Source organism: Paenibacillus spongiae, from assembly GCF_024734895.1.
Lineage (GTDB): Bacteria > Bacillota > Bacilli > Paenibacillales > Paenibacillaceae > Paenibacillus_Z > Paenibacillus_Z spongiae.
Window position 1 is genome coordinate 594,298 of record NZ_CP091430.1, and the last position, 25,364, is coordinate 619,661.

General features: G+C 54.5%; 26 protein-coding genes. 18 read left to right on the plus strand and 8 right to left on the minus strand.

The features are described 5' to 3' along the window. Nucleotides 1-94: 94 nt before the first annotated feature. Together L1F29_RS02645 and L1F29_RS02650 are read right to left on the minus strand one after the other, a co-directional pair. On the minus strand, nucleotides 95-1,003 hold the full coding sequence (locus L1F29_RS02645; RefSeq protein WP_258386856.1) for an S-layer homology domain-containing protein: 909 nt from the start codon (nucleotides 1,001-1,003) through the stop codon (nucleotides 95-97). Between the two features lie 410 nt (nucleotides 1,004-1,413). Beyond that, nucleotides 1,414-2,214, minus strand: a complete 801-nt coding sequence (locus tag L1F29_RS02650; protein WP_258386857.1) for a hypothetical protein — start codon at nucleotides 2,212-2,214, stop codon at nucleotides 1,414-1,416. A 435-nt stretch (nucleotides 2,215-2,649) separates the two neighbouring features. Between L1F29_RS02650 and L1F29_RS02655 the strand changes: the two genes are divergently transcribed. Further along, on the plus strand, nucleotides 2,650-3,237 hold the full coding sequence (locus tag L1F29_RS02655; protein ID WP_258386858.1) for a guanylate kinase: 588 nt from the start codon (nucleotides 2,650-2,652) through the stop codon (nucleotides 3,235-3,237). 95 nt (nucleotides 3,238-3,332) lie between these two features. Here the strand turns inward: L1F29_RS02655 and fdhD are convergent, their stop codons facing one another. From fdhD to L1F29_RS02670, 3 genes are all read right to left on the minus strand, one after another. Next, complete coding sequence (fdhD, locus tag L1F29_RS02660; RefSeq protein WP_258386859.1) at nucleotides 3,333-4,139, minus strand: formate dehydrogenase accessory sulfurtransferase FdhD; 807 nt, start codon at nucleotides 4,137-4,139, stop codon at nucleotides 3,333-3,335. A 3-nt stretch (nucleotides 4,140-4,142) separates the two neighbouring features. Then, nucleotides 4,143-6,500 (minus strand): FdhF/YdeP family oxidoreductase, encoded by a 2,358-nt coding sequence (locus L1F29_RS02665; RefSeq protein WP_258386860.1) that lies wholly within the window; start codon nucleotides 6,498-6,500, stop codon nucleotides 4,143-4,145. 136 nt (nucleotides 6,501-6,636) lie between these two features. Beyond that, entirely contained in the window at nucleotides 6,637-7,005 is a 369-nt protein-coding gene (locus tag L1F29_RS02670; RefSeq protein WP_258389582.1) for a Na-translocating system protein MpsC family protein, read from the minus strand. Between the two features lie 200 nt (nucleotides 7,006-7,205). On the opposite strand from L1F29_RS02670, the gene L1F29_RS02675 reads away from it, so the two are divergent. From L1F29_RS02675 to L1F29_RS02710, 8 genes are all read left to right on the plus strand, one after another. Continuing rightward, nucleotides 7,206-7,688 (plus strand): glutathione peroxidase, encoded by a 483-nt coding sequence (locus L1F29_RS02675; RefSeq protein WP_258386861.1) that lies wholly within the window; start codon nucleotides 7,206-7,208, stop codon nucleotides 7,686-7,688. A gap of 179 nt (nucleotides 7,689-7,867) precedes the next feature. Beyond that, entirely contained in the window at nucleotides 7,868-8,551 is a 684-nt protein-coding gene (locus L1F29_RS02680) for a queuosine precursor transporter (RefSeq protein WP_258386862.1), read from the plus strand. Between the two features lie 146 nt (nucleotides 8,552-8,697). Then, on the plus strand, nucleotides 8,698-9,369 hold the full coding sequence (locus L1F29_RS02685) for an HAD family hydrolase (protein ID WP_258386863.1): 672 nt from the start codon (nucleotides 8,698-8,700) through the stop codon (nucleotides 9,367-9,369). A gap of 62 nt (nucleotides 9,370-9,431) precedes the next feature. Further along, complete coding sequence (locus L1F29_RS02690) at nucleotides 9,432-10,361, plus strand: hypothetical protein (protein ID WP_258386864.1); 930 nt, start codon at nucleotides 9,432-9,434, stop codon at nucleotides 10,359-10,361. Nucleotides 10,362-10,458: 97 nt separating this feature from the next. After that, nucleotides 10,459-11,382, plus strand: a complete 924-nt coding sequence (locus tag L1F29_RS02695) for a DMT family transporter (RefSeq protein ID WP_258386865.1) — start codon at nucleotides 10,459-10,461, stop codon at nucleotides 11,380-11,382. 226 nt (nucleotides 11,383-11,608) lie between these two features. Next, nucleotides 11,609-12,079 carry a hypothetical protein gene (locus tag L1F29_RS02700; protein WP_258386866.1) on the plus strand — a complete coding sequence of 157 codons (471 nt, stop codon included), beginning with the start codon at nucleotides 11,609-11,611 and terminating at the stop codon, nucleotides 12,077-12,079. 141 nt (nucleotides 12,080-12,220) lie between these two features. Beyond that, on the plus strand, nucleotides 12,221-12,754 hold the full coding sequence (locus tag L1F29_RS02705; RefSeq protein ID WP_258386867.1) for an STM3941 family protein: 534 nt from the start codon (nucleotides 12,221-12,223) through the stop codon (nucleotides 12,752-12,754). Nucleotides 12,755-12,772: 18 nt separating this feature from the next. Further along, the gene (locus tag L1F29_RS02710; protein ID WP_258386868.1) at nucleotides 12,773-13,714 is read left to right on the plus strand and encodes a Gfo/Idh/MocA family protein; all 942 of its coding nucleotides are present in this window, start codon (nucleotides 12,773-12,775) and stop codon (nucleotides 13,712-13,714) included. Between the two features lie 109 nt (nucleotides 13,715-13,823). Here L1F29_RS02710 and L1F29_RS02715 read toward each other — a convergent pair whose 3' ends face one another. Next, a complete protein-coding gene (locus L1F29_RS02715) occupies nucleotides 13,824-14,210 on the minus strand; it encodes a c-type cytochrome (RefSeq protein WP_258386869.1) in 387 nt (128 codons plus the stop codon). Nucleotides 14,211-14,397: 187 nt separating this feature from the next. Between L1F29_RS02715 and tatC the strand changes: the two genes are divergently transcribed. The 3 genes from tatC (at nucleotide 14,398) to L1F29_RS02730 (ending at nucleotide 16,461) form a co-directional block, all read left to right on the plus strand. Next, the gene (gene tatC / locus L1F29_RS02720; protein WP_258386870.1) at nucleotides 14,398-15,135 is read left to right on the plus strand and encodes a twin-arginine translocase subunit TatC; all 738 of its coding nucleotides are present in this window, start codon (nucleotides 14,398-14,400) and stop codon (nucleotides 15,133-15,135) included. 17 nt (nucleotides 15,136-15,152) lie between these two features. Beyond that, nucleotides 15,153-15,347, plus strand: a complete 195-nt coding sequence (tatA, locus tag L1F29_RS02725) for a twin-arginine translocase TatA/TatE family subunit (protein WP_258386871.1) — start codon at nucleotides 15,153-15,155, stop codon at nucleotides 15,345-15,347. A gap of 172 nt (nucleotides 15,348-15,519) precedes the next feature. After that, on the plus strand, nucleotides 15,520-16,461 hold the full coding sequence (locus tag L1F29_RS02730) for a ring-cleaving dioxygenase (protein WP_258386872.1): 942 nt from the start codon (nucleotides 15,520-15,522) through the stop codon (nucleotides 16,459-16,461). Between the two features lie 93 nt (nucleotides 16,462-16,554). Here L1F29_RS02730 and L1F29_RS02735 read toward each other — a convergent pair whose 3' ends face one another. Further along, the gene (locus L1F29_RS02735; RefSeq protein ID WP_258386873.1) at nucleotides 16,555-18,270 is read right to left on the minus strand and encodes a GMC family oxidoreductase; all 1,716 of its coding nucleotides are present in this window, start codon (nucleotides 18,268-18,270) and stop codon (nucleotides 16,555-16,557) included. A gap of 20 nt (nucleotides 18,271-18,290) precedes the next feature. Further along, complete coding sequence (locus L1F29_RS02740) at nucleotides 18,291-19,079, minus strand: gluconate 2-dehydrogenase subunit 3 family protein (RefSeq protein ID WP_258386874.1); 789 nt, start codon at nucleotides 19,077-19,079, stop codon at nucleotides 18,291-18,293. A gap of 162 nt (nucleotides 19,080-19,241) precedes the next feature. Here L1F29_RS02740 and L1F29_RS02745 point away from each other — a divergent pair, with 162 nt between their 5' ends. The 6 genes from L1F29_RS02745 to L1F29_RS02770 all read left to right on the plus strand — a co-directional run bounded on the left by L1F29_RS02745 (nucleotide 19,242) and on the right by L1F29_RS02770 (nucleotide 25,356). Next, nucleotides 19,242-19,940 carry a hypothetical protein gene (locus L1F29_RS02745; protein ID WP_258386875.1) on the plus strand — a complete coding sequence of 233 codons (699 nt, stop codon included), beginning with the start codon at nucleotides 19,242-19,244 and terminating at the stop codon, nucleotides 19,938-19,940. 489 nt (nucleotides 19,941-20,429) lie between these two features. Beyond that, on the plus strand, nucleotides 20,430-21,314 hold the full coding sequence (locus L1F29_RS02750) for an ABC transporter ATP-binding protein (RefSeq protein ID WP_258386876.1): 885 nt from the start codon (nucleotides 20,430-20,432) through the stop codon (nucleotides 21,312-21,314). Nucleotides 21,315-21,338: 24 nt separating this feature from the next. Then, entirely contained in the window at nucleotides 21,339-22,091 is a 753-nt protein-coding gene (locus L1F29_RS02755; protein WP_258386877.1) for an ABC transporter permease, read from the plus strand. Between the two features lie 5 nt (nucleotides 22,092-22,096). Then, a complete protein-coding gene (locus L1F29_RS02760) occupies nucleotides 22,097-23,239 on the plus strand; it encodes a sensor histidine kinase (protein ID WP_258386878.1) in 1,143 nt (380 codons plus the stop codon). Between the two features lie 3 nt (nucleotides 23,240-23,242). After that, entirely contained in the window at nucleotides 23,243-23,845 is a 603-nt protein-coding gene (locus tag L1F29_RS02765; RefSeq protein WP_258386879.1) for a response regulator transcription factor, read from the plus strand. A gap of 107 nt (nucleotides 23,846-23,952) precedes the next feature. Next, nucleotides 23,953-25,356, plus strand: a complete 1,404-nt coding sequence (locus L1F29_RS02770; protein ID WP_258386880.1) for an S-layer homology domain-containing protein — start codon at nucleotides 23,953-23,955, stop codon at nucleotides 25,354-25,356. Nucleotides 25,357-25,364: the final 8 nt, after the last annotated feature.

The window sequence follows — 25,364 nt, forward strand, 5'->3', positions numbered from 1 at the left end:
CATGAAGCCATGAAAAAACCGTCCAGGCTCATTGAAACTGCCTTGACGGTTCTATGCTTGTTTCCCTGTACGCGGACGGTGCGCGACACGGGGATTATATTTTTTTGGCGATGGAGAACATGACGGTTTTGTTTGCCGAATCGATCATAATCGTAATCTTGTCGCTGCCGACGGTCGCTTGCTTGTTGCTGACCGGGGTTCCCGCCTGGACGGTTCGCTGGAGCTTATCCGGCGAGGCTTTCACGGGAATCCGCTGCAGTTTATCCGTCAACCGGTTCAGAATTACGAGCGCCTCCGAGCGGGTGACAGGATCGCCGACGCCGAAATAGCCGTTCGGATAGCCCTGCATGATTCCCTTCACAAGCACTTCCGCAATAAACCGCTGCTCCCGCTCCGTAGCGCTCATCAGATCGCCGTAAGCTCCGGCCACGCTAAGGCTGAACGGGGCGTCTTCCAGAAACTCGGTCTCCTGCAGCGTATAGTAGAGGACCTCCGCGACGTTCTCGCGCGTCATGTCGGCCTGATAATCGGTAAACCGGCTTTTATTCAGAAAATGAAGATCGCTGGACACGTCGATATAAGGCTTGGCCCAGTATCCCGTGGTGCTCGGCTTGAACGTGAAATAGCGGTAATCCTGCTTCAGAATCGTTTGATTCTCGCTGCTGAGCGATGCCAGGAAAGGTGCGTTCCAGCTGCGCTCCCCGTTCTGATGAAGGTCGGTGTAGGACAGAATGAGCATTTTGATAAATTCATCGACCTTCACCGGCGCTTCCGGGCGGAAGCTGCCATCCGGATAGCCGTCCAAAATTCCCCGCTCGACCATACGGACGATCGTTTTCTCCGCCCAATGGCCGTTAATGTCTTTAAAGGTTCGGACTTGCGCGCGCTCCGCGGATGCTGTTGCTGATGATGCTGCTGTTGAAGCGGATGCGGATGCGGATGCAATCCCGGACCCGGTACAGAGCAGCATGACAATAGTTGCAAAACTAACCAATCGCTTCATATGTTTCCCCCTGTTAGTCATGGCGATATAAGTACGACATTGTCTAGATAACCACAATTCCTGCCCATTGAGAACGGTCCTGATGACTATTGTAAAATGGGGAAGTCAGTCATGATCATTTAGGTCCAAAAGCACGCGCAAACCAAGGAAGACCCGAATATGCAGGCCATTATAGCGCCGCTGCCATGACGAATGAACCGGGGGGTGGCCCCGTGTGAAGGGGAAGAGCGAACTGGTTTATTATGGAAGGGATTAGAAACTCGGGACTTTGGACAGATGGGCATAGCGCGCCGGTCATGCCTAAGGGGGTGTTGGCGACAGAAAAAGGCTGCAGCAGCAGTCCGCGATGGACCGCCGGGATGCAGCCTTTCTCGATTGCACGACGATAGCGATGCGCCTTCCCTGATGATTTAGGTGGCTTTCTTCTGCAGCTCGTCGAATTTCGCGTTCCGCTGTTCTGCGGTCAGCTTCGGGCAGGTGTAGCAGTATTCGCCGTCGACCCGGCAGTAATACATGCAGCAGGAGGATCGGATAAGGACCTCTTTCCCCGGTTCGTAAGGACTTGCGGCATAGCGGGGGCGATGAACGTACGGATTTCTTCGGCGCTCGAATACGTCCGGACCGTCGAGCTCGGTCAGCACCTTGTAATCATGGTCGAATCGCTCCCTGACGATCGGCCGGGTATCGCGCTGCAGCAGATATTCCCGCATGGATAGCGTTCGGGATCCAAACTGGTTCCACATCAAGCTTGGCATGACCCCGGCGCATTGGGCGGCGGTGCGGATCAGGGGGCCGATAACCGTCTTATAGAGAGCGGTCAGCTCACGCTTTAAAAATGCCTCCCGCTGCTCATTCAGGTCCGGCACATCGGTCCACCGTATTTCATGAATGTGAGAATGGGCCAGCGCGTAATTGCCGTAAGGCACGATCTGGAACGTCAGGTTGGAGAGGGACAGATCGAGCAGCCGGTTATGCTGGGCAAGAACCAATTGTACCGCCGCACCTAGATTATAGATCGACAAGCCCATGAAGGAGGCCGGAAGCTCGGGGGAGGTGGCCTTCAGCAGCTCGTTGCTCCGTATAAGGGTCTGTTCCATACGCTCGGGCAAGAGCAGGTCTGCAGCCGGTATGGAATAGGCCGGATTAGCCGCGCCGCTGGCAGACATGCTGCAGAAGGATTCCAAAAGCGATAAGTCCATGGAGTGATCCAAAAGAGGTAAGCCTCCTTATCAGTAGGCTGAAGAGCAGCCCCGCTACAAATTGAGAATGATTATCATAATCGTATAAACATCATAAGTGATGCTTGAATAAGATGTCAATGAGCGGATGACTTGAACCTAAACTACTGAGAGGATATCGAAATCGCAATCCGATCAAAGCGGAGTTCGAAAGGAGCCGACCGGGCTAAAATTGAAATGATTACTGCTGCCTCAATCCATCAAGAAGACGCTTTTAAACTATGAAATTGATCGGTATTGGGCGATAATTGACGAAAATAGGCGGTAGTGATGGATTTATTTATTTTTACTCATAAATATGAACGAATATTGACGATTTTGCTATTTTTTAAGTATAATAATTGCATACTCGTGTTCCCATCTATACCTTTCCTCTAGCTTAGCGGAACGCTCTAGGAGGTTGTGAGAATGGTTGAGCTTAACGATCGAGAACTGATCTTCGTGTTTACCGGACCGGACGGCTCCGGCCGCAAGACGGTAGCGGACAGCGTCGGCACGACCTTCGGAATGCCGAAGGTGCTTTCTTATGCGACGAGGATGCCAAGACCCGGGGAAGTGAATGGGCAGGATTATCACTTCATCACTCCGGAATTGTACGAACTTATGGATAACGGCGGCGAGTTTATTGAGAGCGTTGCGCTTCAGAACAACCGGTACGGGCTGAAGGGGAGCGACATCGAGCAGAGCTTCCAGAAGGAAGGGTGCATCTACCTGGTCGTGAATCCCGAGGGCGCAGAGATCTTGAAACAGATGTACGGTGATCATGTCATCCGGATCTTTATCTATGCCGACCGCGCAACCGTTGAGAGCCGTGAACGGAAGCAGGGAATCGAAGAAGCGGTCATTGCCGATCATCTGGAGTATTACGAGATGGCAATGGCGTATCAATCGTCATGCGAGCATGCGTTTGAGAATTATGATCTGGCGCACACGGTATTCGATATTACGAACACATTGGAGCATTACCTGCAACGGGATCTGGTGGAGAGAGACTGAACATGATACGGACGCATATGGTGTGAAAGCCCGCCCTCGGATCGAGGAGCGGGCTTTCGCGATTGAACGGCGCCGCTTAACTTGCTTGCGGATCTCTAAGATGAGCTTGCTGATGAACCCATAATCCGCTGCGGATGGGTATACACATTCATTTTCTCTCCCCGAATGAAGCCGGCGCTGGTAATGCCCAGATCATGCGCAAGCTGGAGGGCAAGATCGGTCGGCGCCGATTTCGAGAGAATCATGCCGACGCCGATCTTGGCCGCTTTCAGGATAACCTCGGAGGAGAGGCGGCCGCTGAAGGCGATGATAAGATCGGCTGTGCGAACCCGGTTATGCAGGCAATAACCGAGCAGCTTGTCGAGCGCGTTGTGCCGCCCAATATCGGCGCGAACGGCCAGCAGGGAATCCGCCGTGCAGATCGCTGCGTTATGCAGGCCGCCGGTAGCTTGGAATTCCGCTGAGCTCTGCTGCAGCATCCGCATTAATCGAATGGCTTCGCCCGCGGTTACCTGTATCCGGGATGTGGAGGTACGGGCGGTTTGGACATCGTTCATGAAGTAGAATTGGCGGCTCTTCCCGCAGCAGGAGCCGATGAAGCGTTTGGATACATTCGTCTTCGCCGTCGACTGCTTATGCCGCAGCTCCGCATAGATGTAGCCGCGATCCTCATCGATCCGCAGCGATGCGATGTCGTCGATCGTACGGATGACGCCCTCCGAAGCGAGAAAGCCGACCGCCATCTCTTCCAGTGCGGATGGCGAGCATACGATCGTGGCGAATTCTTCGCCGTCCAGCTGGAAGGTCAGCGGATATTCGGCCGCAATATCGTCATCGGTCTCTGCCGCGGCATCGCCGTCTATTTTCCATGTGCGCCAGTTGGTCGTCGATTCTAAGCTCATCGGTTACCCTCCGATCAAATCCGTCTCGAGTTCATCGATCCTTTTCTCTACGTATCGTTTGTCCTTCAGCGCATGGAACGCTTCGGCTTTCTCGAGGACGACGGCAGAGTTATATTCCGGTATGCCGGCCATCGGCTCGTAGACCCCCTTCTTGAAGAGGACGTTGCCCTCCGGCCAGAACAATTCCAGGTTGCCCGGCGCAACTTCGCCGGTCCTCGCTCTGCCGTGGAACACGCCGTTGCGGTTATAGACGACAATGGCATCGCCATCGGCGATTCCGAGCGCCCGGGTATCCGCTTCGCTGACGATCACATCGTAGCGGTCCGCGTCCGTGAAGGGATCGGTATCGCTGTAGATCATGGAGTTGAACTGCTTGCCCCTGCGCGTCGTGGCATAGAAGTGGCCCTCCGGCTTGCGCAGATCGGGCACCTCGACGGGGATTAGCGTACCGCGCCCATCCGGTGTCGGGCACTGGCCATCCTCGCACAGCCAAGCCCCGCCCCACTGGAACACGTCACCCTTGCCGCGCAGCTGCTGGATGCCGTCGTAATTCGGCGCCGCCCGGGCGATTTCGTCCCGGATCGCCTGCGCATCCGGAAAGGCGACCAGCTCGCTGCGCTCCGGAAAGACGCGGGCGGCCAGATCGATGTAGATCTCCCATTCTGCCCGCGCTTCGGGCATGCGCGGACCGTCGATCTCCGGAGAGAAATAGACCATCCGCTCCGTCGAGGTGGACGTGCCGCCGCCCGGCTGCTCGTAGCGCGTCATGGCCGGCAGGACAAGGACGGCTTCGCGGGCATCGGCGAGCGTAGATGTATTGAGGACGATATCCTGGTGCACCCGAATATCGACGGATTCCAGACAGCTGCGGACGAAATCAGGCTCCGGCATCGTCTCAAGAAAGTTGCCGCCGGACGTATAGAAGAGCTTCAGCTTCCGTTCATGATCGTCCGGAAGGAGCGCATTCTCCAGCGATACCCCGATAATGTCGCCCTGCCACCGCGGCAGCTCGAAGCCCCATTCCTTCTCGATGCGGGGGATGTCGTCTCCCTTGAATTCGCCGCCGGGCAAGCTGAACGGATCGGCGCCCATCTCGCCTGAGCCCTGTACGCCGCTGTGCCCGCGGATGGGCATGAGCCCGCAATATTCGCGGCCGAGAAAACCCCGCAGCAGTGCCAAGTTCGCGACCTGCGAAATATTGTCCGTCCCGAAACGATGCTGCGTCAGCCCCATGCTCCAGACGAATACCGCCGACTTTGCATGGGCAAGTATCTCGGCGAATTCGGCGATCCGCGCTCTGGACAGGCCGGAGGACATCTCCAGCTGCTCCCATTCCTGCCGCTCCACATGCGCTTTAAGCGCCTCGTAGCCGTTCACGTGCGCCTCGACGAACGCATGATCCACGGCTGAGCCGGGCCGCTCGGCTTCCATTGCGAACCAGTGCTTCATGACGCCATGCATGAACGCGATATCGCCGCCTATGTTCACTTGATAGAAGTCATCGGCGATGCGCGTTCCGAATAGGGCCGATTCCGGAATGGACGGAACCCAGTACCCGTCCATCGCCGGCTCGCGGTACGGATTAATAACAAGGATGCGGGTTCCTTTGCGTTTGGCCGCGTACATATATTTGGTGGATACCGGCTGATTGTTGGCGGCCACGCTGCCCCAGAAGACGAGGACGTCGGTGCCGATCCAATCCTTGTAGCTGCAGCTGGAGGCGCCGATGCCGACCGAACGCTTCAGCCCGGTCTTGGAGGGCGAGTGGCAAATGCGCGAAGCGTTGTCGATGTTGTTCGTGCCGAGAAAACGGGCGGTCTTGGCTGCCACGTAATACGATTCATTCGTAATCCCGCGCGCCGTCAAATAGAACGCAAGCTGCTTGGGGGCGATGCCGCGGATCTTCGATGCGACCAGATTCAAGGCCTCATCCCAGGATACGCGGCTAAACCGGCGTTCCCCCTTGCGGCGGAGAAGCGGATAAGGAAGGCGGCCAAGCTGTCGCAGCTGAGAGCTGTTCATCTTCTGCAGCTCATCGATATCGGCATGGAGGACCTCCGGCTTGATCGCAGGCATCGTATTCAGCCGCAGCAGGTTCAGGCGGGTGGTGCACAGATGCGGACCTTCCAGCGTCTGGTCGTAGAGCCCGGATACGCCAAGCGCGCAGCCGTCGCAGACGCCTTGGGTCAGGATGCGGTAGGCGTAGGGCAGATTATCGCGATTCTCAGCCACCACCTTCAGCGTATCGCGGATATGATGCGGTTTAATGCGTCCCAGGCCGAACGGTACTTTGCTGACCCACAGCTTCGGATCAGGCTTGCCGGGCAGCTTAATGCGCCCGGAATGCTTGGTTGTGCCCATGGTAAGAGCCTCCTCTATTCCAAATAAAAAAACCGTCCGGCAGCAATAATTTCTCATCAAGGAAAAATTATCGTCTCCAAACGGTTAGTCTCTCGCAGGTACGCTGCCAAGTTCCAACAGGTATGATTGCAAACGCTCATGATTCTTCGGTAAGTGAAGGCGTCTGAATAATCCGGTCGAATACGAAGATGGACATGCCGAGATCCTTGTCGATATCGATATCGACGAACAGATCGACAAACTTCGCTCCGAGCAATTCCTCCAGCTCGACCGGCGGGTGGGTGCGGTACATGTCTTTCACCATCTGCGTTCGCGCTTCGCGAAGCATCTGCTTGCCTTCATTCGCGGAGGCAATGAACTTCTCTACGGGAGAGAGGTTGCCTTCCATCTCGCAGATGGCCCAGTTCTTGCAGAAGGTGGCTGTAATCCGTGCAGGGCCTTTGCCCATATGGCGCTTACGGTACGCCTTGACCAGGTTGCAAAATTCGGCTTCAAGCTTGTTCATCATTGCATGACCTCATTATCCGCATAACCGGTGACAGGAGCACTGTCCCGTGTCATACGGCGGGAACCTTGTATTGTGTTCATCTTAACAAGAAAGCGAATTCATGGCAAGGCGAGTTTCATGGGATGAATGTTCAAATAGGAAGGACTTGTTTACAATAGAAATAGGAATGATGTAGAACAATAGAGAGGTGAATCCAGATGAACGTGCACGATTTTAGTGTCCGAACGATACGGGGCGATGAATTATCCTTATCCGATTACCGCGGCCAGGTGCTCCTGATTGTGAATACGGCGACCAAATGCGGCTTTGCTCCGCAATTCAAAGAGCTGCAGCAGCTTTATGAGAAATACAAGGAGCAGGGGTTCACCGTACTGGGCTTTCCTTGCAACCAATTCCGCGAGCAGGAGCCCGGAACGAACAGTCAGGTCGAGCAGTCCTGCCAGCTGAACTTCGGCGTCGGCTTCCCGCTGTTTGCGAAGATCGACGTGAACGGGAAGGATGCCGATCCCTTGTATGTCTATCTCAAGAATGAAGCATCCGGATTGCTCGGCTCGAAGATCAAGTGGAATTTCACGAAATTTCTCATCGACCGCAGCGGGAATGTCGTGAAACGGTTCTCGCCGACAACCCGGCCGATGAAATTCGAGGATCGGATTGTAAAGCTGCTCGGAACGCGCTAATTAATCCGGCAGCCATAAGGCCGCCGCATTGAATAGGGCCGGCGCCTAAGCGGTGCCGGCCCGGCGGAAGAATAAGGCGGTTAACATGCCAGGTTGTCTATGCTATAATGCAACGAGCTCCGCAAAGGGGCCGCGGTTCGAAAACTCCCGCGTTATCAAAACTAGGAGGCTTATTTAATATGTCTAATTTTGTATGGGGCGTATTGTTCGTTATGGTGAACTTTGCGCTATTTCTCGTGTGCTATCGCGCATTCGGGAAGCAAGGGCTGTACGCGTGGGTAGGGATCGCCACCGTGCTGGCCAATATTCAAGTGGTGAAGACGATCGAGATGTTCGGCTTCGTCATGACCCTCGGCAATACGATGTACGGTACGATTTATTTGACCACCGACCTGCTGAACGAGAAGTACGGCGAGAAGGATGCCAAGAAGGCGGTGTGGTTCGGCTTCTTCACGCTCCTCATGACGATCATCATCATGCAGATGGCTTTGAAGTTTCAGCCGCAGTCGTCGGACATCGGCCAGCAGCCGATGGAGGTTATTTTCGGTCTGATGCCGTGGATCGCGCTCGGCAGCCTGACGGCCTACTTTGTCAGCCAGTTCCTCGATGTGAAGATCTACACCTTCCTCAAGAAAGTGTTTCCCGAACCAGGCCAGCTATGGATCCGCAATAACGGCAGCACAGGGATTAGCCAGCTCGTCGACTCCCTTATCTTCTGTACGATCGCTTTCGGGGGAGCGGGCTATACGTGGCAGGTTTGGTTTGAAATTTTCCTGACGACGTATGCCATTAAATTCGTTATTACCGCGGCATCGACGCCGATTCTTTATATTGCGAGAAGCTTTAAGTTCAAATCCGAATAGCGGGCATTGCATGGATAATAGGCATGTCCGGAGAAAGCGGCTAGGGTGAATATTCGCTCCGGCCGCTTTTTTGCGCTTCAGGTTGTAAACCGCTGGCATTATAAGTTAGATTTATGGCATGAAGGATGGGACGGGGAGGGAAGCACATGCGCGTTAGCGGCATTAGAGGGATTATATTTGATATGGACAATACGCTGCTCCAATCGCGTATCGACTTCGGTATGATGAAAGCAGGCATATACCGCTATTTGGTCCGAAGCGCCGTATTGGAAGAAGGCTTTCCGGTGGAGGAGCATACAACCGCCACCTTGATCGAGCATATCAGGCAAACGGGCAAGTTAACCGGTTCGTTATACGAAGCGGTTATGAAGATCGCCGCGGAGCATGAGGTAAGAGGCATGGAGGGTGCGGGTCTCGAGCCGGGAGCGGGCGAGCTTCTTGCAGCGCTGCACCGCCGGTATTGCCTTGCGGTCGTAACGAACAATTCGATTGCAGCGGCCCGTACCGCGCTGGAACGCACGGGTATTGTCCATTACTTCGACCTGATCGTCGGCAGGGAGCAGATGACATCCATGAAGCCGACGCCGGCTGGTTTTCTCGTCGTGAAAGAGAGGCTGCATACGATCGGCGCGGATCAATGGCTGTCAGTGGGAGACGCGTGGATCGACGGGAAAGCGTCAGCCGATGCGGGCATTCCCTTTATCAGCTACAGGACGCCGCTGGATATCATGCATGAGCGGGGCGTCCGGCCGATCGGGCGTGTGGACAAGCTAAGCGAGCTGATTCCACTGCTGGATGGCATGAAAGAAGGTACGTAAGCAACAAGCGGAGCAGGCATAATTGATTCTGGTCGAACCATGACCGTTCGAAAGGAGCCTCCATGAGAAACCGAAAAATTGGGATTCCCCTCATCCTGTGCGGCATTATGGCTGCGGTCGTGATCAGCCTCGCGCTCATGTCGGAATCCTTAACGGCATCAACGATACATATCGTGAACAAAGGTACGGACCGGGATGGAAAAGCGCGCTGGATCGAAGTGTACGATTCGAATAATCAGAAGAAGGAGCAAGCATTCCGAATCAAGGTCGAGGACAAAGCGGCGTGGAGCCTGCTGGAGGTGGGAAGCGAATATTTTGCAGCTTATGGCCGGAGAGGGTACGGCCGTACGTACACGCTGCAGAATGCTCAACCAGATGCAGCGAGCGAGGCTATGGCCGGACGGGAAGATACCGATTCGGAAGCGGAAGCCGGCCTAGCCCCTGCGGCAGGCCTATTGTCGGTGAAGTCGCCGATGACGGTTTCCAATACGCCGATTCCTGGCTCGAACAGCACGCTTAAGCTTCGGCTCGTGGAAGGCAGCTACTATGAGGATTGGCAGCCGGGCGCTTATCGGGGGACGGTATACGAGGGGGCATTCGTCTTTGAGGTACAGGACGAGGTGGGCAATGTGATTGAAACGACGGAATTAAGCCGATTTTATGACGGCCCGCTTACCTTTACGCGCCTCTTCCCTCTAGCCATGGCCGATTATAACGGGGATGGCCTGCCCGATTTTACGCTGGGTCAGCATTCGAACAGCAGCGGGAATGAGTACCGGATCTTCAGCGTGCAGCAGAATTTCAGCATTGCAGAGCTTCCCGTCCCCGGCTCGGGACTTTATGTTAGCGGCGGGGAAGGAGATAAATACTCCATTAAGCTGAAACCGGACGGAGACGGCTTGCTCCGTTATTCCTTTTATTCGCAGGATGAGGGAAAGTACGTTCATAAGGCGCTGAGCTGGAAGGACGGGGCGTTCGTCGAGGTGAAATAATGGCGAATATTTTCATCTAACCGCTTGCATCGATTTCATGATATGATGATGCCGGATTATAGAAAAAGATGCATCCGATAGGGGATTATAGGTCGCTATGGACAAAAAGTGGATTTATTACGCAGGCCTCGTTGCAGTTGCGGTCATATGGGGGGCCAATTTCGGCGTGTCACGTCTCGCCATGGATACGTTCGACCCGATTTTGTTCACCTTCCTGAGATTCGGCCTGGCTGTACCGTTCTTCTTCCTGCTGCTAAAGTTGAAGGAGGGAAGCGTCGGAATACCGCTCAAAGCCGCGCTCCAACTGGCCGTCATCGGTCTGGTCGGCGTGACGGGACTCGAGATCGCATGCATGTATTCCATCAAAATGACGACATTAGCGAATGCTTCGCTGCTTAATGTGGCGCCTTGGCCGATATTCGCGGCGTTATTCGCTCCATTATTCATGCGGGAGCCGATCTCTCCCCGGCTGATCGGCGGCGGCGGGGCCGCTATCGTAGGGGTCTGCTTCATTATTCTCGGTGGCGGGGAGGGTCTTAATCTCTCTTCGGACAACATGATCGGCAACCTGCTTGCTTTCGGCATCAGTATTGTCGGCGCCCTGTACAATGTTGCCTGCATGCCGCTGATGAAACGCTATTCCGCGCTGCGGGTCAGCACGTGGCTTGCTTTGTTCGGCAGTTTATTCATGTATCCGCTTACGCTCGGTTCCTGGGGCAAGGTGGACTGGAGCGGGTTATCGGCCGGCAGTTATATGGCTATCGCCTATAACGTGCTGATCTGCACCGTATTCGCCTTCATCGTGTGGAACGCATCGATGTTCAAGGTCGGGGCCGCTCGCGCGAATTTCTTCCGCTATGTCGTTCCCGCCGCCGCCGTCGCAGCGGGTTACCTGATGTTCGATGAGTCCATTACGGGCTGGCAGCTGCTCGGTACCTTCTTCATGGCCGCAGGTCTTGTATGGATCACGCTGGAGAAGCAGAAGGGGATTCCCGCGGCGGCTCCGGCTGCCAGAGGCTAGCTATCTGAAGTGAAAGCGGCGGTTGACGCCCGTGGCAATGCAGGTGCTGGGACGAGAATAGGTGATGAAGAAGCCGGGGATAATGCCCTGGCTTTTTTTGTGTTTACCAGATTAAAGGTGAATATAGCGAAAAACAAATTGACGCCAATTCGAGCGGGGAGTAGAATGAACAAAGGTTTCTTTTCACATGTATATACTAGGTCATGGAGTGTGCTGCTGAACCGCTATGAACATGCGATTATGGGCTATTTGCTGTTATGTTGCTTTTGTTTACTGGATTTCTCTTCACATATCTCCGTTGAAGATGCTCTTCTACCCCACGTTAGGCGCATTCTGCTTCTTATTCATGTCGCGCACGGATTATAAGGGGATCGGGAAAATATCACTGGGTGCCTTCGGCGCCTCGATCATCGGCACCATCATCTATACGTTCATACCGGGCATTCTTGCTCTGTTCATCAACACGCTTGTTAATATACGATTGATTCAGAAATTCCGGCTGAATGCGCCTCCCGTGCTCGGCGTCTCGTTCATCCCGTTCTTCGCCGGAGAAGGCGGAGCCGCTGCATGGCATATTCCGCTGTTTGTCGGCGCATCGCTTGCCGGGCTGACGCTGCTGCTCATGGCCGTGGACTGGCTGGAAAAAACGCAGCGTGCCTGGTTTACGGCAAAGCGCGGCCTTCCGGAAGCGGAATAGAACATCGAGCTTGTTCCCTGGCATAGATGGGGAATGGGCTTTTTTTATTGCGTCCGGGTGTTTCGGTAAAATTGCTGCATCTCCTTGCCGGGAAGCTCATTTCTATTTAGAGTAAAGGGAAGAAAGGGTGATGAATCGAAGATGGTTACAAGGGATGAAGAGCTGGTTGTTTATCCGTCGCCGCGGAAGCTGCTCGGATTATGCGCAGCTTCGATTATTTTCGTCCTTATTGGCGGAGGAATGATTGCCATCAGTTTGAGCGAGGAGGATTCGTCCGTTCCGATCCTGGTGATCGGGCTCATAAGCATCCTTTTTTTTGGGCTATGTCTTATCTATGTGCTCTATCGCTTGTTGAACAAGAAGCCGTCTATTGTGCTGGATGATCAGGGAATTATGGACGATTCGTCTTACATCGGCGGAGGCTTGCTGCGGTGGGATCAGATCGAAGAGATCATGCTGTACGATTTCATGGGCCAGCGGTTCATCGGGCTGAAGCTGGTGGATACGCAGGCGTTCTTGACGCAGCAGAGCGGTCTGAAGAAAGTACTGATAAAGCTGAATCGGGGCATGGTGAAGGCGCCGGTCAATATTAGCCAGCAAGGGGTAACCATGCCGCTTGGGGAGCTGTATGTGCAGATGATGGAACGATGGGAAAGGTCTGCGCAGCTAAGATAACGAGAGGAGAACCCCGCTATGAGCAGAATAAGGATCGGCGTAATTGGTATAGGCGATATCGCTCAGAAAGCTTATTTGCCGCTCTTGGCCGTGCACCGTGATATCCATATAGCAGGCTTGATGAGCCGCAACCCGGACAAGGTCAGCCAGGTGGCGGAGCAATACCGGATTGACGGACGGTTTACTCGAATGGAAGAGCTGTTGGAGCAGGATATTCAAGCGGTATTCGTACATAGCGCGACGGAAGCGCACTATGATATCGTCATGCGCTGTTTGGCGCGCGGACTCCATGTTTATGTGGACAAACCGCTTTCTTACGATATCGTGCAATCCGAAGAAATGGCGGCGGAAGCGGCGCGGCAGGGCAAGCTGCTCGCGGTAGGCTTCAACCGAAGATTTGCTCCCATGGTGCTCCGTGCCAAGGAATGGATCACAGAGGCCGGGGGCGGAGGAACGATACTCGTTCAGAAAAACCGGATCAAGCTGCAGGGGCATTCCGCCAAGGAATCCTTGTATGACGATGCGATCCATGCGATTGATTTGGCCGGGTGGCTTGCCTGCGGGGCGGATGACCAGCTGGAGCTATCGGCAGGTGCGGTCCGCAGCAATGAGAAGGGGCAGCTGCTATCCGTGTTCGGCATGCTCCGGGGGGAGAGGGCGGTATCCGCATTCTCCATGGAACGGCGCTCGGGTGCCGACGTCGAGCGGCTTGAATGGCACGGCAGCGGCCGGACGGCTATCGTGCACAATCTGGAGCAGGCTGTGCTGTCGGAGCCTGGCAGCGGGGGCCATACCTTGGCCTTCGGAGGATGGGATTCCCATCTGCAGCGGCGGGGATTCGCCGGAATCGTGGATCATGTGCTCGCATCGCTGAACGATCCGCAGCAGTGTACGGTTCGTGCCGATCAGGTGCTCCGCAGCCACCGGTTAGTGGAGGAGCTCCTGACGGAACAAGGATGAGCTGAAATCCGCCCGAACAAGGCGGCCGCTCGCAATTCGGAATGAATCGAACCCATTAAAGAAGGCTGGATCCGCGCATTGCACGGATTCAGCCTTTTTTGTCAGCCGCTTACTTATGCGAAGCCAGCCATTCGGTCAAAGCGGTGATATCGGCTTCGCTTAGACTGCTCTTAAAGCCGGGCATACCGCCGCCGCCGTTGGCGATTTTGGCATGAATTTGCTCTGTGCTCATACTGCCGCCGACCTTCTGCAGATTAGGCCCGACTCCTCCTGCGAGATCTGCTGCATGGCAGCCGACGCAATTTTGCTTATAGACCGTCTCTGCGGCGGCATTAACCGTTCCTTGATTGCCTGCATTCCCGGCATTGCCCGCGGTGCCGGCATTCCCCGCGGTATTGTTCGCAGGAGCGTTCTTATTGGCATTGGTGCCGCAAGCAGCGGCAAGAACCAGAAGCAAGACCGCGCCAATCATGATAAACAACATTCTTCTCTTCACGTATCAGCAACTCCCTTCAAAGTGATTTCGATATTAGATTCCCCCTTTTTTTTACTGGCATGCACACGTCAATACATAACCTCCAGAACGCGTATAAGAGGGGGCCCATTGGATAAAATAAGCGTAACCTTCATGAAAATGTTGGGATTACCGCATTATATTATTCATCACGGGAGGCTTGCCTGGCATGGAAAACAATGACGAGCTGATCCGGCATCTAACGGAGCTCCGCAAGCGATTGATTATCGTCCTGTGCTGGTTCGGGCTTACGCTCGGTGGCGGCCTGTACGTCTCGCCGCAAATTCTGCTCTACATCAAATCGCAGCCTGCGGCCGTGCCGATCGAATGGAACGTCTTCTCCTTCACCGACGGGCTGTTCGTCTACCTCCGCTGCGCCTTCGTCTTCGCGGTGCTGTTCACGCTTCCCGTGCTGCTGTTCCATACGTGGGCGTTCATCCGTCCCGGCTTGACGGAGAGGGAGGCGAAGGGAACGCTAGCATACGTTCCGGCCTCGTTCCTGCTGTTCTTAACCGGTATCTCATTCAGCTACTTGCTTGTTTTCCCGATGATGCTGCGTTTCATGATGCGGATGAATCAAAGTATCGGCGCTGCCGAAACCTACGGTATCGATAGGTACTTCAGCTTTTTGTTCAACGTCGTCTTTCCGCTGGGGATTGCCTTCGAGATGCCGCTCGTCATTTTGTTTCTGACACGTCTCGGACTGCTTACGCCAAGCAGGCTTCGCCATACGAGAAAGTATGCTTATGTCGGACTCGCGATCGTCGGCTCCTGCATCTCGCCGCCGGACTTTGTCTCGCATCTGTCCGTTACCATACCGCTGATCTTGCTGTTCGAATTGAGCGTCCTCATATCCGTGAGGTATTACAACCGCAGAATTGCCGCTCCCTTGCCGTCGGGCGGCTAACGAAAGGAGAATGTACGATGTTCAATAATATCGGAATATCGGGGCTCGTGATTATTTTGCTGATTGCGCTGATCGTGTTCGGTCCGGCCAAGCTGCCCCAGCTGGGGCGAGCGTTCGGCGATACGCTGCGGGAATTCCGCAATTCGACGAAAGGCATTGTCGAAGAGGATCTTATCGAAGTCCAGAAGGAAGAGCAGAAGAAGCTGCTCTAAGGGGCTGGCTGTTGCATATGGAACTAAAGAGGCCGTCCGGCATGGGAACCATCAACCCCGAGCCGGGCGGCCTCTTTTTTAGCAGATTTTGACGATGTATGACCTGCAGATGAACAACAAACACTATATTCTCTGATGAATCGAGTGATGAATCAAGTAAATGGGAGGAACCATGCATACCATTCCCGGACACCATCATATTTCGATGCTTACCAAAAACGCTCAATCGAATAATCAATTTTATCAACATGTCTTAGGGCTGCGCAGAGTGAAAAAAACGGTTAATCAAGATGATCCCTCGATGTACCACCTTTTTTATGGAGATTTAACAGGCAGTGCGGGAACGGAGCTGTCGTTTTTCGAAATGCCCAGAGCGGGTAGTACGGTTCGGGGTACAAATGCAATCACGGGAATCGGGCTGCTTGTTCCGTCCTATGAAAGTCTGGTATTTTGGAAAAAACGCTTCGAATCGTTAGCCGTGCAGCATGGCGAGCTCACAAGCTATGCCGGCCGGGATGCTTTGCATTTTGAAGATTCCGAAGGCTTGCGCATGATTTTGCTCAATAATAATGGCGAAGCGGTTCCGGGCAATTGGTCGGCTTGGGAAGACTCCGTCGTTGAATCGCAGCATCGTATTCTAGGAATGGGAACAGTCGAAATGACGGTGCGGAACTTGGAGAGCTTAGCGAGTACGCTTACGGATTTGTTCGGTTATGTCGAAGCGTCTCGTTCCGGTACGGAAGCCGTTTACCAGTCGGTTGCCGGACAATCGTTTGGAGAGATCGCCGTCAAAGAAGAAGAAGGGCCGAGCGAGAAGCCCGGCAAAGGAAGCATTCATCATTTAGCAATCCGGGTTAGAAATGAAGACGAGCTCCGTTATTGGGATGAGGTCGTTAAGAACCGCGGCTTCCGGTCGACGGGGATTGTCGACCGTTTTTACTTCCATAGCTTATATTTCCGTGAATCGAACGGTATTTTATTTGAAATCGCGACGGACGGGCCAGGCTTCACCGCAGATTCAACGGTCGAAGAGCTTGGCAAAGCTTTGGATTTGCCGCCGTTCTTAGAAGATCGGCGGACAGAAATCGAAGCCAAGCTAGTGCCGCTTGATTAATAAAGAACAAGATTTCCAATCCCTGTGAAAAAACATGAAAAGTGGCAGTCCGGAACATCGTTCTCACGTTCAGGGCTGCCACTTTGTCGGGTGCTATTCCACCAGTCCGCCTTTGGTGCGGTATTTCAGTATGCCTTCCGCGGCTCTGTAGGCAAGCGCGCCTACCGTTCCCGTCGGGTTATAGCCGGCATTCTGCGGAAAGGAGCTGGCGCCGACGACGAACAGATTCTCCGCATCCCACATTTGGGAGTAAGAGTTTACCGCCGATATGTCGGGGGATGTACCCATGATGGCGCCTCCCGTATTGTGCGTCGATTGATACGTGACGATATCGTAGGGCCCGAGCTCCTTCAAGGAATCGACGTGATTGGCGCCCATTTCCTTCAGAATTTCGCCGCACTTCCCGGCCAGGAACTTGGCCAACTCGCGGTCCTGCTCTTCAAAGTCGAAGGTCAGGCGCATGAGCGGATCGCCGAACGCATCCTTGTAGGTCGGATCCAGGTCGAGAAAGTGATGCCGGAACGACATGGACGATCCCTGGCCGCCGACGGAGAGCGCGCGGTTCGCGTATTTGAGCGAATTTTTCTTGAAATCAGGCCCCCATGTAGGAGTCCCGCCGGGAACCGGGTTATTCAAGATCGGACGCTGACCGGTTTGGCTGAGCGAGATCGAGCCGCCATGGATGAACTTCAGGTCCGAATGGTCGAAGTTATCGCCGTTGTAATCGTCCAGGTTGACGCCTAGTGAGCCGGCTCCGGCGAAATTGTTGAACTGCTCGTTCTCGAAAAAGCCGACCGAAGCGCCCTTGATCACCTGATAGGCATAGTTCTTGCCGATGACGCCCGCGCCCGTGCTCGGGTTGTAAGGCTTGCCGATGCCGGACATGAGGAGCAGGCGGACGTTATTGAATACATAACCCGTCAGGACGACGATATCGGCGGGCTGCTCATATTCTTTGCCCGTCGTGACGTCGGTGTACATGACCCCCGTCACCTTGTTCCCGCTGCGCAGGATGCGCCGCACCTGCGAGTGGGTCCGAATTTCGAAATTGCCGGTTTTCTTGGCGACCGGGATGACCGTTACGACCGGATCGGCCTTCGCTCCGTATTCGCAGCCGAAGCGCTCGCAGTAGCCGCAATATTGGCAGCCGGCGCGGGAGATGCCGTCCGGATTCGTATAGGTCTCGGACAGGTTGGCGGACGGCATCATATACGGATGAAGCTTCATCTTCGTCGCGGCATTGACGAACTTGACCATGGCAGGCGATTTGGTCATCGGCGGCGTTGGATAGGGACTGGACCGTTTGCCGCCGAGGGGATTCTCATCGCCGGATATGCCCGCCATTTTCTCGAATTTGTCGTAATAGGGCTCCAGCTTATCGTACGTGATCCCCCAGTCCTGGATGGTCATATCGGACGGGATTTTGTTCTTGCCGTAACGTTCGATCGTTTTGCTGCGGATTTCGAAGTCATACGGAAGAAACCGGTAGGTCTGCCCGTTCCAATGCACGCCGGCGCCCCCCAAGCCGTCGCCGATCAGGAACGAACCGTACTGCCTCATGGGCAGCGCGCGCATTTTCTCATTGCTGCGGAAGGTGACCGTTTCCTTGGATAGATCCTGCATCAGGTCGTAGCGAACTCCGTAGCGAAGCTCATCATGGACCATAAAGTAATCTTCCGTCTTGCGCGACTTGCCTTTCTCCAAGCCAACGACCTTCAAGCCGTCCTTGGTCAATTCGGAAGCGATAATGCCGCCGGCCCAGCCGACGCCTACGATGACAACATCTGTTTTCGGTAGCTTGGTGGCCATGTGTGGAATCCCTCGTTTCGCTAATGAGCTGCCATGTGATCTTGCAGGCTGCTTGGGGCGATGGTTTGGAAATCTTTATCGATAATCGACGTATAGCTCATTTGGTTGCCGGGGTAATTGCGCATGCGCCACCCGTCCATATTGGCATTGCCGCCGTACAGCGGATCGCTGTATACCCCTTCCAGCGTGTTGCTCCGCAATACTCTGAAAAATCCGCTTGGGGATATCGTTCCAAGCTCGACCGCATTGTCTTCGAATGCCTTCAATATTTCGTCCTGCTGCTCGCCCGTCAGCTGTACGAAGCCCTTCTGGTACTGGGACTGGCTGTAATTCTCCATCTCCTGCAGGGCGATATCGTACATTTCGCGCCGCTTCAGATGGCCTTGGTAGCCCTGTACCTTCTCGCCCTTGAAATAAGGGGGAGACATATATTCTCTGGCGTTGAAGCCCCAGTCGCCGGCTAATTGGTGATCGATAAAGAAAGCGACTCCCAGTTCCTTCGCGCCGGGCCCGTTGTCATCCTTAGGGAAGATCCGCTCGGTCGCGGCATCCACGATCGCGAACTGGTCCGGGGTGAGAAACATCAGCGCACGGTTATAGTTGGCCGGACCGGCAGGCTTGCCTGCCTCCGGGGCAGGTGCGGGGGCCGCAGGTTCTTTGGACTTCCTCCCGAGGAGGCCGCCCAAGGCGCCGCCGACGACGACGCCGCCTAACGCAAACCCGGTATTGACGAGGAATTTTCTGCGGGAAGGCTCCTGGACATCGTGATTTCCTTTATCGGGATTTTTATGCTCGCCGTTGTTATCCAAATCATTCACCTCCTGTAGATCAATCCCTGTTATTATTTTTCCAATAATAGACGTTTATACATTTATCAAGAGAGGGAGAAGATAAAGGCAAATTTGAATGCGACAGCGATAGACGAAATAGCGACAAGTTCGTTCTATCTGAAGCGATGTGGAGGAATCGTCATGAGGACAACCTTAGTCTTAACAGCGATTGTGATCGGCTCGATGGCGTTAACCGGCTGTGCGGCAAATAATGGTCAAGCGAAAGCGAAGGTGAAGGTTCAGACTGTCCGCCAAAACCAGGACCCGTATCGCGGTCATACCGCCAATTTGAGCGATGCCAGCGTTATCCCGAGCGTCAATCGAATGAAGATCCGGACGACCAATGTACACGGGCATACGACCTCGGGGATGGGAACGACGGTATACAGCATGATTGGCAGCTCGGGACTGAACAGCGGCGGATTCTCATCGCATCTGGAGTCGAGGCTGAGCGACGCCGGAATCGATGGGGTGACGGTTTTCGTCATCGACGATATGGTCGTGCTCGCGACGGAGAAGCGTGAGACAACGGCGATGCAATACGATCCCATGCAGGAGAAAGTGCTTAGCGGAACCGCCGGATTCTCGGGCCATGGCAAACAGCCTGGCAGCAAACCGGGCACGTATGGAACGGGGAACACGATGGACGATAATTTGGATCAGGCGGAAGGCCGGATGAAGTCGTTCATGGGGGGCGAAGTGCGGGTGCTGAAGGTTACAAGCGCAGAGGCGGTAAAGACGATCAAGCAGATTCGCGCGCAGGCGGATCACGGCGGAACCCCGAAGCAGGTGGCGGAAGGCGTTCAGAAGCTGCTCGAGCTGGCGGGTAAGAAGAAGTAGCGGGAACGCCGCGTAGGTGAATGGAATCGGTTCGTATAAAATTGGACGACCCTCGTTTCGTAATCGAAACGAGGGTCTTTGTGTGTCGCGCATGTCTCGCGCGTATATGTGGTAGCGTGTAACCGCTCATGTATTCCAAATTTTCATTCATGAAAATAATACACGAAAACAACGAAAGCCCTAACCTCTCAATCGTCCTTGCGGCTCCGAGGCCGCGCCAGAATGATCCCGTGTTCCTTCAAGCAGCCGGATAAAGGAAATCAATGTGGTTGGATGGGAGAGTAAATCCTTACCAAATATGAGGAAAAAACAAGGGGTTACATCTACTTCAAACAAATATATTACATGAATACGCCCAATTTGTCAAATGATCGATCAAGTTAATCGTGAGTATGACGTTTGTCATCTCAAAGAGGTGTTATTCATGTGTACTGGAGGAGGCTTCGTTCCGGTACGATTAGGACACATCGAATCAAGGAGTGAGGAACCATGGCGGCAGCCATTCAATTGGATAACGTGAGCAAATCGTTCAGAAGCAAGAAAGCGGTGGACCGCTTGTCGCTTACCATCGAGCAGGGAAGTGTGGTCGCGCTGCTTGGCCCCAACGGCGCGGGCAAAACAACGACCGTATCGATGATCCTGGGGCTGCAGCAGCCGACGGAGGGCACGGTGAAGCTGCTCGGCGGCGACCCGCAGGATGCGGGCGTACGCAATCGCATCGGCGCCATGCTCCAGGAAGTCAGCGTGGTCGATAGTCTGAAGGTGGCCGAGACGATTAATCTGTTCCGCAGCTATTACGATCATCCTCTGCCGCTTGAGCGGCTGCTGCAGGTATCCAATTTGGAGGCGGAACGCAATAAGCTGGCGTCCGCGCTCTCAGGCGGCCAGCAGCGCAGACTCGGCTTCGCTCTTGCGCTGGCCGGCGATCCGGACGTGCTGTTTCTCGATGAGCCGACGGTTGGCATGGATGTTACAAGCCGGCAGCTGTTCTGGGAGACCGTCCGGGCTATGGCCGGCCGGGGCCGTACGATCGTGCTGACGACCCATTACTTGGAGGAAGCCGACAGCGTCGCCGACCGCATCGTCGTGATCAACAATGGCCAGCTGGTCGCTGACGGCACGCCGAGCGAAATTAAAGCCGGCACGAACGGAAGGGTCATCTCCTTCACAGCCGGGTCATCCGTGACGACTGAGCTGCTGCGGACGATCCCCGGAGTGGGCGAGATCGAGTGGAACCATAACCGGGTGAAGCTGAAGAGCGCGGATACGGACCGGCTGATCGCCAGCCTCATCCACCATGGGATTGAGATGAGAGACATTGAAATCGTAAGCGGCGGGCTTGAGGAAGCCTTCCAAGCACTCGTAAATAAATAATCTATTGAAGAGAGGCGATATTTAATGAATAAGACGATAAGAGCCACATGGGCTCAGATCAAGGCGGAAATTTTACGAACGATCCGGAACAAGCGGTTTGTTATCTTCACGATTGTCATGCCTGCAGTATTCTATTTCATTTTCACCAGCACGGTGGGGGATAACACGCAGGTTGGAGGGACGGACTGGAAAGCCTATTACTTAATGTCCATGACGACCTACGGCGTTATCGGGGCGAGCGTCACCTCACTCGCGATCCGTTTCGCGCGGGAACGCTCGCAGGGCTGGAACAGGCTGATGCGGATTACCCCGCTCCCCGGATGGGCGCAGATCACGGCCAAAGTAGCCGGGCAAGGGCTGTTGAATTTAGGCGTGATCCTGTTCATGTTCCTGATGGGCGCCTTGGTCAAGGACGTGCGGCTGTCTGCGCTGCAATGGATTGAGAGCGGCTTGTGGATATGGCTGGGCGCATTCGCGTTCATGTCGCTCGGCACGCTTCTTGGCACGATTCGCAATGTAGAAGTGGTTCAGGTTGTCGGCAATCTGGTCTATATGGCGATGTCCATCGTGGGGGGATTGTGGATGCCGACGGCTACAATGCCCGATCTGATGCAGAAGATAGCGAAGCTAATGCCGACTTACCAGCTTGGCCAGGGTGCATGGAGCATCGTTGGCGGAAGGACGGTCGAATGGTTAGGCGTGGCAATTTTGGCTGCTTATGTCGCCGTGTTTATGATACTATCTACGTATATTATGCGTAAGCAGGAAGCGGTGTAACGAGAATGAAGAATAAACAAACGCGGCCGCGGGAAGGGCCGCCTTTTGTCTTTACGTTCGTCTGGCTCTTTTATTTGGTTTTCCCTTTGCATACCATCCTTCAGCAGCCGATCGGCGAAATGGCGGTCGACTTTATTCTAATACTCGTCTTCACGGCCAGCTATATCGTCAGCTTCCGGTATTATAAGGGAAGATTTGCTCTTATTATCGTACAGCTTCTTATCGTGGCGGTTTTTAGTCTCCGCTATCATGTGAATTTTCTCTATATGGCCTTCTATCCGTCGCCTGTTATCGGAACATTGCCTTCGGTAAAACGTATGCTTCTTGCAATGGGCGGAATGCTGCTCTTATTCGGTTCGGTCTTCCTGTATTATGATATCTTCAACGATAGCGATCAACTGCTGTCACTGCTGCCGGCCATGCTCGTCATGCTTTTGATGCCTGTAGCGATGCGTTTCGGCTGGAAGTCGCGCGAGCTGCGCGGCAAGCTGACCTTGGCTAATGAAGAAATTGCACGGCTGTCGAAGAACGAGGAGAGGCAGCGTATTTCGAGAGATCTGCACGATACGCTCGGTCATACGCTGTCGCTCATCACGCTTAAGAGCGAGCTGGCGGAGAGATTGATCGTGAAGAATCCGGAGCGGGCAGCCAAGGAAGTGAGAGATATTCAAGCTACATCGCGAGCCGCGCTCAATCAGGTGCGGGAGCTCGTATCGGGCATGAATGCCGTCACAGTTCGCGATGAGATCGATCATGCGAAGCAGATTCTTGCCGCTGCGGGGATCGTGTTGGAGACGAAAGGGGATTTCGGCAAGCCGGCGGTTTCGTCGGTGATCGATAATATTCTGGGCATGTGCCTGCGCGAAGCCGTCACGAACGTGGTCAAGCACAGCCGGGCGGAAACATGCACGGTAGAGCTGGCCGAAGAGCCCGGACGGATGCTGCTGTCCGTATCCGATAACGGGATCGGAAACGCCTCGGCTGCCGGGGAGGACCGTACGGGCTGCAACGGGATTAAAGGGATGAGCGACAGACTCAAGCTCGTGGAGGGCGAGCTTCAATTCGCGCAGGACGGCGGCCGCGGCGGCACCCGGCTGACGTTCATCGTGCCGTTGGTGGCCAAATCGATCGTGAAGGAGGGAACGTGAGGGATGAGAATCTTACTGGCTGAAGATCAGGCGATGCTCAGAAGCGCGATGAGCGCCTTGCTCGATATGGAGGACGACATCGAGGTGATCGGGGAAGCGGAGAATGGGGAGCAGGCGCTTGCGATGACGCGGGACTTACAGCCCGATCTATGCCTGCTCGATATCGAGATGCCTCACATGAGCGGCTTGGAAGTAGCGGAACAATTGAAGAATCAAGGCTCGCCATGCAAAATCGTGATCCTGACGACATTCTCGCGCGTCGGATATTTCCAGCGCGCCATGAGAGCGGGTGTCCGCGGCTTCCTGCTCAAGGACTCGCCGATCGGGGAGCTTGCGGACGCGCTGCGCACCGTTCAGGGAGGCGGACGTGCGGTTAGCCCCGCGCTCGCCTTGACGTTCTGGGAAGCGGAGAACCCGCTGACGGAACGGGAGCGCGAAGTATTGAAGCTGGCGGCGGAAGGGCTTCCGGCGGGCGAAATCGCGCAGCGTCTGCATCTGACCGCGGGTACAGTGCGGAACTATCTGTCCGAAGCGTTCCAGAAGCTGGAGGCGAAGAACCGCATCGACGCGATCGCGATTGCCGGCAAAAACGGGTGGTTGGATTAACGCTGCGGACGGTAACTCTTAGATTTCAGCAAAATTTGTAAAAGGGAGGCTGGTTCATGCTATAATCTAGCAGATTATCCGCAGTCGATAGGAGGATACATAGCGAGATGAGAGGAATGAAAGGGAGTCTTTGCTTAACCATCAGCATAGCTATTATTGTTATCTTTGCCTTCCCTGGCAGTACGTACGCAGCAAACGAGCCTCCTAGCTATTGGGCCGTTAAAGATATTCAAGAGGCGAAAGAAAGCCGTATCGCTCCGGGCTGGGTCGAGGGCCATTACCGAGGGGCCATTACGAGAGCGCAATTCTCCGAGATGATCGTCCTGCTCTATGAAGCCGTGACGGGCCGGGAGCTGCCGGATCCCGGCAGTAACCCGTTTCGCGATACCCGGAACTACTATGTAGGTCAGGCCTATGAGCTCGGGGTGATCAAAGGAACGAGCCGGAACACCTTTTCTCCCAGCGCTCCGATATCGCGGGAACAGCTGGCGGTCATGGTCTATAATATGCTAATTAAAGCCGGATTCCGGGATAAGCTGCAGACCAGCGGCATTCCGACGTTCGCCGACAGCAAGAAGATCGCCGCATGGTCCGAGGATGCGGTCGGGATTCTCGCCGCAAGCGGTCTCATGCAGGGCAGCGAATATAAGAACAACGTCTGGTTCATGCCGAAGCAGACGACATCCATCGAGCAGGCCATTGTTCTGGTCAACCGGATCAATAAGCAGTATGGGACGTTCTTCGTCAAGAATGAGTATGATTTGCTGGAAGCCGTCGAGACGGGCGTGTCATTCGTCATTCTTGACGAGCAGACGAAGCAGATCTATGCCAAGGCGCAGTCGGTACTGACGGATATTATTAAGCCCGGCATGAGCGATTATGAGAAAGAGCTGGCCATTCACGACTATCTGGTGCTCCATGTCGCTTACGATTACGATAACTACAGTATGGGGAAAGTACCGGATGCATCTTACAGCGCTTATGGTACGCTTATAGACGGCATCGCCGTCTGCCAAGGCTATGCGAACACCGCCAAGCTGCTGCTGAATATGGCTGGCATTGAAGCTCATATCGTAACGGGAAAAGTGAAGGGCGAGCTGCACACCTGGAATAAAGTCCGTATCGGCGGGGAGTATTATAATCTCGACGTTACATGGGATGATCCGGTGCCCGACGTGCCGGGGCAGGTCTCTTACGGCTATTTCAACGTAACGGACAAGCAGCTTCGCATCGATCACAGCTGGCAGGACGAGCTGCCCTTAGCGACAGCGGACAAGTATAATTATTATGTGTTCAATGGATTGACCGTAGGGAGCTTGGCCGAGTTTGAAGACCGTATCGCCAAAGCGATCGAGATGCGAGCGGATTCCGTTACGGTAAAGCGGATGTATACGGACGGAGATGGCGTTGAAGGCCTTAGCGCAATCGTCTTTCGTTACCCGTTGGTGAACTGCTATTCGTATTCGCTGGGCAGTGACGGCGTCATTACAATCACATTTCAATATTTATAAAATGGATG